Source organism: Phaeodactylibacter luteus (assembly GCF_007993045.1).
Classification (GTDB): domain Bacteria; phylum Bacteroidota; class Bacteroidia; order Chitinophagales; family Saprospiraceae; genus Phaeodactylibacter; species Phaeodactylibacter luteus.
The window spans coordinates 1-5,409 of sequence record NZ_VOOR01000100.1; the positions used below are offsets into that span (position 1 = coordinate 1).

6 protein-coding genes are annotated in these 5,409 nt (G+C 54.1%); 4 read left to right on the forward strand and 2 right to left on the reverse strand.

All coding sequences use genetic code 11. The features are described 5' to 3' along the window. Nucleotides 1-99 precede the first annotated feature (99 nt). A complete protein-coding gene (locus FRY97_RS21370) occupies nt 100-1,410 on the forward strand; it encodes a pyruvate dehydrogenase complex dihydrolipoamide acetyltransferase (protein ID WP_147169662.1) in 1,311 nt (436 codons plus the stop codon). Nucleotides 1,411-1,847: 437 nt separating this feature from the next. Further along, nucleotides 1,848-2,207, forward strand: a complete 360-nt coding sequence (locus FRY97_RS21375) for a CoA-binding protein (RefSeq protein WP_147169663.1) — start codon at nt 1,848-1,850, stop codon at nt 2,205-2,207. Nucleotides 2,208-2,254: 47 nt separating this feature from the next. Here the strand turns inward: FRY97_RS21375 and FRY97_RS21380 are convergent, their stop codons facing one another. Then, nucleotides 2,255-2,464: a hypothetical protein gene (locus tag FRY97_RS21380; RefSeq protein WP_147169664.1), complete on the reverse strand. Its 210-nt coding sequence runs from the start codon at nt 2,462-2,464 to the stop codon at nt 2,255-2,257. A gap of 96 nt (nt 2,465-2,560) precedes the next feature. Between FRY97_RS21380 and mazG the strand changes: the two genes are divergently transcribed. Then, nucleotides 2,561-3,322 carry a nucleoside triphosphate pyrophosphohydrolase gene (gene mazG / locus FRY97_RS21385; protein ID WP_147169665.1) on the forward strand — a complete coding sequence of 254 codons (762 nt, stop codon included), beginning with the start codon at nt 2,561-2,563 and terminating at the stop codon, nt 3,320-3,322. A 169-nt stretch (nt 3,323-3,491) separates the two neighbouring features. After that, nucleotides 3,492-4,085: a bifunctional nuclease family protein gene (locus FRY97_RS21390; protein ID WP_147169666.1), complete on the forward strand. Its 594-nt coding sequence runs from the start codon at nt 3,492-3,494 to the stop codon at nt 4,083-4,085. A gap of 8 nt (nt 4,086-4,093) precedes the next feature. Here FRY97_RS21390 and FRY97_RS21395 read toward each other — a convergent pair whose 3' ends face one another. Beyond that, nucleotides 4,094-5,113 carry a threonine aldolase family protein gene (locus tag FRY97_RS21395; protein ID WP_147169667.1) on the reverse strand — a complete coding sequence of 340 codons (1,020 nt, stop codon included), beginning with the start codon at nt 5,111-5,113 and terminating at the stop codon, nt 4,094-4,096. Between the last annotated feature and the right edge of the window lie 296 nt (nt 5,114-5,409).

The following is a 5,409-nucleotide window of genomic DNA, read 5'->3' on the forward strand; positions in this document are numbered from 1 at the left end:
TACACGAAAAAAAATAACGGAACTTCCGTTCTGCCTTTCGAATGAACTCAGAATGGAAATCAGTATTACCAAAACACTCAACTTTTAAATAACCGAAATATGGCTGAAGTCATACGCATGCCCCGGATGAGCGATACCATGGAAGAGGGCAATATTGTTAGCTGGTTAAAGGCAGAAGGAGATGAAGTCGAAGCGGGCGAAACCCTGGCGGAGGTGGAAACCGATAAAGCCACGATGGAGCTCGACAGCTATTTCGATGGTGTGCTGCTGCACATCGCTGTCAAAGAAGGCCCTGTCCCCATTAATGGTGTGATCGCAGTCATCGGTGAGGAAGGCGAAGATTGGAAAGCAGCCATCGAAAGTTCTGGCGATGGGGGCGAAGCGCCTGCGGCTGAGCAACAGGAGGGCGCGGCAGAAGAGGCGGCAGCGCCTGTACAGGAGGAAAGCAGCAAGCCTGCAGCACCTTCTTCAGACGACGATCAGCGGGTGAAAGCCTCTCCTCTGGCTAGGAGCATGGCCAAAGACGCAGGCATCGACCTCTCTGCAATTGCTGGCAGCGGCGATGGGGGCCGTATCGTGAAACGCGACGTAGAGGAAGCCATCAGCCAACAGCAGGCCGCGCCACAGCCTAAGGCTCAGCCTGCTGCCCCGCAAAGCGCTCCCGCAGCTGCGCCACAAACAGAGGCAGCAGTGCCCAACGTCCCGGAGTTTTCTATTTCCGCAAGCGGGGACAACTACGAGGATCAGCCGGTTTCGCAGATGCGCAAAACCATCGCGCGCCGCTTGGGCGAAAGCAAGTTCTCCGCCCCTCACTTTTACCTTACGGTAGAAATCAATATGGGCAATGCCATTCAGGTGCGCAAGCGCATCAATGAGGTCGCCCCAACAAAAATCTCTTTCAACGACCTGGTCGTCAAGGCTTGTGCAGTAGCCCTGCGCAAACACCCGGCTATCAACTCTTCCTGGCTGGGCGATAAAATCCGCCTCAACAAGGATGTCAATGTGGGGGTAGCCGTTGCCGTCGAAGATGGACTGCTCGTACCGGTCATCCGTTTTGCGGATATGAAGTCTTTGTCTCAGATCAATACGGAGGTAAAAACGCTGGCCGGCAAAGCCAAGTCCCGCAAACTTTCTACAGATGAGATGACGGGCAATACCTTTACGATCTCCAACCTGGGCATGTTTGGCATTGAGGAATTTACAGCCATCATCAACCCGCCAGATGCTTGCATCCTCGCTGTGGGCGGCATCATCCAAAAGCCGATTGTCAAGGACGGCGAGCTGGCGGTTGGCAATATGATGAAGGTAACCCTTTCCTGCGACCACCGTGTGGTGGACGGTGCCACTGGCGCACAGTTCTTGCAGACGGTCAAGGAAATCTTGGAAGACCCTATCCGCATCCTGGTCTAAATGGACTGTGGGCAGACCGCATAAAGCAGGGCGTCAGCGCAAGCGGGCGCCCTGCTTTTTTTGCAGCCCCCCTGGTTCTCCTCTACGGTGTGGCGTGCTGTCTGTCTTGCTGCGCCAGGGAGGCTGCAAAATCCATCGTAGTGCCTTAGCCGCCCTTCGGGCGCAGGGCCGGGCTTCCTGCTTTAACCTTGACCCTGATATCGGCCTAGCGCTGCGAAGGGGTGGCCGAAGGCCAGACCCGACGCCTGCAGGGCGAGGGGCCGAGCGGATAGCGAGCCCCGTAGCATAGCGGCACCTGCCAGCAGGGCCCCTCCTTGCGGCAGGGGCAGGCCCATCACATGGTGCAGGGGGCAAGCCTACAAAAACGATAATCTGCGGGCCGCTTGGCAACACTCCCCTTTTTGAGGGTGTTTTCAGATAAACGAAATCCATCTGCCATGAAGAAAACTGTAGTCCTCGGCGCTTCCCCAAAGCCCATACGTTATTCTTACGCTGCTGTGCAGCAGTTGTCTGGGAAAGGGCATGAGGTAGTGCCCGTAGGGATAAAAGAGGGAGAGATTGAAGGGATAGCGATACAGCTTGGGCAGCCGGAGGTCGAGGCCGTTGATACGGTGACGCTGTACCTGAACCCCAAAAGGCAGGAAGCTTACTACGATTATATTTTAGGGCTGAAGCCCAAGCGCATCATCTTCAACCCGGGCACTGAGAACTTAGCGCTCATTCAGCGGGCCAAAGATGAGGGCATTGAAGTGGAGGTAGGCTGTACCCTTGTGATGCTTTCCGTAGGGACCTATTAGGGAAGGCCGTCTTTTGCCGCCTTCCCACAGGGCTTTTTTAGTCCGGTCTATGCTTTGCCAGGCTCTGGCATTTTGCACGCTTCGTCCGGTTTTTTCCCACAAACGGTACACTCCCCTACTTGGTCTTTCAACATAGGGTTATTGGTAGCACAAGTACCCCGGAACTCATTCCCGGTAACAAGGTGCCTGATATTGATAAGGGCGAAGCTTACGCCAAATACAGCGAAGATGATCCCCAGGATATACAGAAACTCCATGATTGTTGTTTTATTTTGCTGTCTGTGGTGTGAACAACCCCTAAGGGGGTAGGGTTCACCTTTTTGAGCAGCGCAAAAATACACTAAACTGATAGCATGCAAGAAAAACAAGAAGCTTTTGCCCGGCTTTTAACGATTATGGACGAGCTGCGGGAACAGTGCCCCTGGGACCGCAAGCAGACTTTCCAAAGCCTCCGCAATCTGACTATTGAAGAGACTTATGAGCTGGCTGATGCTATCCTCAATGAAGACCTGCAAGAGATCAAGGAAGAAGTGGGCGACCTGCTGCTGCACATGGTCTTTTATGCCAAAATCGCTGAAGAGAAAGGTGCTTTCGATATTGCAGATGCGCTGAACGGCGTTTGCGACAAGCTCATCAAGCGGCACCCTCATATCTACGGGGATGTTGTGGCAGAAGACGAGGAGGCTGTCAAAAAAAACTGGGAGCAACTGAAACTGCAGGAAGGCAAAAAATCTGTTTTGGCAGGTGTGCCCCGCTCCCTCCCGGCTATGGTAAAAGCTTACCGTATGCAAGAAAAAACAAAGCAAGTAGGCTTTGAATGGGAAAACAAAGCACAGGTGTGGGCCAAGGTAGAAGAAGAGATGGCCGAACTGAGGGAGGTGCTCGAAGAAGGGCAAAGCCAGGCCCGGCGGGAAGAAGAGTTTGGGGATGTCCTCTTCTCCCTGATCAACTACGCACGCTTTGAAGGCATAGACCCCGAAACCGCGCTTGAGCGGGTCAACCAGAAATTCAAATCCCGGTTTGAATACATAGAAGCAAAGGCCAGCCGGCCACTGGAAGAAATGACGCTAGCGGAAATGGACGCCCTATGGGAGGCGGCCAAGCGCAAGCCATAAGCCTTGGAGATACTGAACGCCCCTGCCTTTAATTGCGGGCAGGCAGGCGGAAAGTTCTGCCGAATTCGCTACCTTTGCGCTCCCAAATGGGTGGACGGGACATCCGTATTCTAGTGAACTACCAGGCCTAGATGGCCTGAATTGCAAATGTACTACGACGCCATTACCAATGAAAAAGTTAGAACTCGATATTGTTGCTTTATCCCACAGTGTAACCCAGTCGCACAACTATGCCGTCGTATTAGGCGAAAAGACCGGCTCCCGCCGCCTGCCTATTGTCATTGGAAGCTTTGAAGCCCAAGCCATAGCAGTTGCTATGGAGCGGATGACGCCCAACCGGCCGTTGACCCACGACCTGTTCAAAAATACACTGGACACCTTCAATATCGAGCTCAAGGAGGTCATCATCAACAACCTTTTGGATGGCATCTTCTATGCCCGCCTCATCTGCATCAAGGATGGCGAGATCATCGAAATTGATTCTCGCACCTCCGATGCGCTGGCCATGGCTGTACGTTTCAACTGCCCTATTTTCACTTACGAATTCATCCTTGACGCTGCAGGCGTTGTGCTCGAAGATGGGGAAGATGAGGATGGGCCTGCACCGGACGCCGACGCAGGCGTGACCGAGCAAAAAGCCAGCCTTTCTGCTTATACCGTGGAAGACCTCCGCAAAATGCTGGATGAAGTGCTGAGCGAAGAAAACTACGAGCGTGCGGCCGAGATACGAGATGAGATTGACCGCAGGCAACAAGGGTCTTAGCTCATTCCTTATCGTTTAAAGCGCTGCAGCGCACCTACCACCTTGGGCAGCATTTCTTCTGTGAAGTCCAAATGCGTCACAAAGCGTACCGTCTGTGGGCCAAAAGCAGAGGCCAGCACGCCCATTTCTTTAAGATAAGCCAAATAGGCATCTGCAGTAAGCCCTTCCTGCAGATCAAAAATCAGGATATTGGAACGTACCGGCCGGACGCTCTCCACGTAGCCCAGGCTGCTCAGCACCTCCCCTATCCGGCGGGCCCTTTCATTATCTTCCCGTAGCCGCTCCACCTGATGGTCCAGTGCATATATACAAGCTGCTGCCAAATAGCCGGCCTGCCGCATACCGCCCCCCATCACTTTGCGCAAGCGCCGGGCCTGCTGTATGAAAGCGCTAGTTCCTATCAGGACAGACCCCACCGGGGCGCCAAGCCCTTTAGATAAACATAGGGAGACGCTATCGAAGTGAGCCCCCACTTCCTGAGTGCTTTCCCCTGTTTCCACCAACGCATTAAAGAGCCTTGCGCCATCGAGGTGCAACGCCAGCCCTTTTTCCCGGCACAGCGTTTGAATAGGGCGGATTTCGTCCAGGGTGTAGTGACTGCCCCCTCCTTTATTACAGGTATTCTCCAATACCACCAGCCGGCTAATGGGCAGCCAATCGTAGCGGGGCTTAATGGCGGCAGCTATCTGCTCGGCAGTGATTTTCCCATTTTCCCCTTTGATCAGATTGATGCCCACACCAGAATTGTAAGCGTAGCCCGCAGTCTCGTATTGATAGATGTGGGAGTACTCATCACAGATGACCTCGTCCAATGGCTGCGTATGCGCTTTGATGGCAATCTGATTGGTCATCGTGCCGGAAGGGCAATACAAAGCCGATTCCTTGCCAAACATCTCCGCCACTTTCTTTTCCAGCGCATTCACGGTGGGGTCCTCCCCAAAAACGTCGTCGCCCACCTCCGCCTGCATCATCGCTTCCAGCATACCGGGTGTAGGCTTGGTGACCGTATCACTGATTAGGTTGATCATCTTTTTTGCAGGGAATTTAGGGATTTTTTAAAGAGTGGGGTTACCCAAAATCCAACAAACCTGCCGATCGCTACAGACTTGGTTGCGGGGAAACGAAAAAACGGGCGCCCACCAGATTGTCATTTTTTTGAGCCTGCCCAGCCTGCTTCGCGGGATGGGGCCTGCCCCTGCCGCAAGGAGGGGGCCTGCTGGCAGGTGCCGCTATGCTACGGGGCTCGCTATCCGCTCGGCCCCTCGCCCTACAGGCGTCGGGTCTGGCCTTCGGCCACCCCTTCGCAGCGCTAGGCCAATGCCAG

Excerpts from the sequence above, each read along its gene's own strand:
- FRY97_RS21370 (WP_147169662.1), top strand. The coding sequence starts at position 100 with ATGGCTGAAGTCATACGCATGCCCCGGATGAGCGATACCATGGAAGAG.
- FRY97_RS21375 (WP_147169663.1), top strand. The coding sequence starts at position 1,848 with ATGAAGAAAACTGTAGTCCTCGGCGCTTCCCCAAAGCCCATACGTTAT.
- FRY97_RS21380 (WP_147169664.1), bottom strand. The coding sequence starts at position 2,464 with ATGGAGTTTCTGTATATCCTGGGGATCATCTTCGCTGTATTTGGCGTA.
- mazG (WP_147169665.1), top strand. The coding sequence starts at position 2,561 with ATGCAAGAAAAACAAGAAGCTTTTGCCCGGCTTTTAACGATTATGGAC.
- FRY97_RS21390 (WP_147169666.1), top strand. The coding sequence starts at position 3,492 with ATGAAAAAGTTAGAACTCGATATTGTTGCTTTATCCCACAGTGTAACC.
- FRY97_RS21395 (WP_147169667.1), bottom strand. The coding sequence starts at position 5,113 with ATGATCAACCTAATCAGTGATACGGTCACCAAGCCTACACCCGGTATG.